At 72.8% G+C, this 1,721-nt stretch carries 2 protein-coding genes; both read left to right on the top strand.

Annotated elements, in window-relative coordinates; all coding sequences use genetic code 11:
* The coding region (locus AC27KI_RS24175) for a cobaltochelatase subunit CobN (protein WP_487116272.1) at window positions 1-1,278 on the top strand (1,278 nt) is incomplete at its 5' end.
* Window positions 1,279-1,407: 129 nt separating this feature from the next.
* Window positions 1,408-1,721: AAA family ATPase (locus AC27KI_RS24170; protein WP_487116270.1), on the top strand; the 314-nt coding region annotated here is incomplete at its 3' end.

The raw sequence follows: 1,721 nt of genomic DNA, 5'->3' as shown, positions 1-1,721 counted from the left end.
GGGCTGTTCGTGCCGCCGGGCCCGAGCGGCTCGCCGTCGCGCGGCCGGCCCGACGTGCTGCCCACGGGGCGCAACTTCTACACCCTGGACACGCGCGCCATTCCCACCCGCACCGCCTGGGAGCTGGGCCAGCAGTCCGCCCAGCGCATCCTGGAGCGCTACCTGCAGGAGCACGGCGAGTACCCGCGCACGCTGGGCCTGTCGGTCTGGGGCACGGCCACCATGCGCACGGGCGGCGACGACATCGCCCAGGCCTTCGCGCTGATCGGCGTGCGGCCCCGCTGGGCGGCGGGCAGCCAGCGCGTGGTCGATTTCGAGGTGGTGCCGCGCGTGGGGCTGGGCCGCCCGCGCATCGACGTCACCCTGCGCATCTCCGGCTTTTTCCGCGATGCCTTTCCCGGCACGGTCCAGATGTTCGATGCGGCCGTGCAGGCCGTGGCGGCGCTGGAGGCCGAGGACGCCGAGGAAAACCCCATCCGCGCCCGCATCCTCGAAGAATGCGCCGCGCTGCAGCAGCGGGGCGTGGACGCGGCCGCTGCACGCCGCCAGGCCGGCTGGCGCGTGTTCGGCGCACCGCCCGGCCATTACGGCTCGGGCCTGAACGGCCTGTTCCAGACCGGCGACTGGCAAGACGACGGCGACCTGGCCCGCGCCTACGTGGGCTGGAGCGCCCATGCCTACGGGCAGGACGCCGCGGGCGAGCCCGCGGGCGATGCGCTCGCGCGCCGGCTGCAGGGCCTGGACGTGGTGGCGCAGAATCAGGACAGCCGCGAACACGACCTGCTCGACTCCAGCGATTACTACCAGTTCCAGGGTGGCATGGCCGCCGCCGTGCGGCACCTGTCGGGCCGGCAGCCCGCCCTGTACCACGGCGACCACGCCAACCCGCAGGCGCCCCGCATCCGCACCCTGAAGGAAGAGATCGGCCGGGTGGTGCGCGCGCGCGTCACCAACCCCAAGTGGATCGACGGCGCCAAGCGCCACGGCTACAAGGGCGCCTTCGAAATGGCAGCAACGGTGGACTACCTGTTCGGCTTCGATGCCACCACGCGCCAGGTGAGCGACCACCACTACGCTCTGGTGGCCGATGCCTATGTGCTGGACGCCGGCACCCGCGACTTCGTGCGCGCCCACAACCCTGCCGCCTTGCGCGACATGCTCGAGCGCCTGCTGGAGGCCATGCAGCGCGGCCTGTGGCAGGTGCCGGGCGACTACCGCCAGGCGCTGCAAGACCTGCTGCTGGAGCACGAGCAAGCGCAGGAGGGCGCCCGCGGATGACACCCCACGCACCCCGATCTGCACAACAGGCCGCAGCACGGCCCGCAACATCGCCCCTGGCAGCCGGACCGCATCGACCGCATGGCCAAGGCGCGATCGGCGCTGACATCGCCTTCCCCACCCCTCCGCATGCAAGACGCCACTCCTTCCCTGCCCGCGCTTTTTCCCTTCGCCGCCGTTGCCGGCCAGCCGCAACTGCGCCAGGCGCTGCTGCTCGCCGCCATCGATCCGCAACTGGGGGGCGTGCTGATCGAAGGCCCGCGCGGCACGGCCAAATCGACCGCTGCGCGTGCCCTGGCCGAGCTGATCGAAGGCGCGCCCTTCGTCACGCTGCCGCTGGGCGCATCGCTGGAACACCTGGCCGGCACGCTGGACCTGGAGCAGGCCATGGCCGGCAACGCGGTGCGCTTCGCGCCGGGGCTGCTGGCGCGCGCGCACGGCGG

Source organism: Acidovorax sp. KPB24-03 (assembly GCF_057546605.1).
The sequence above is the reverse complement of the archived record's forward strand: the minus strand, read 5'-3'. Positions and strand labels throughout refer to the sequence as shown.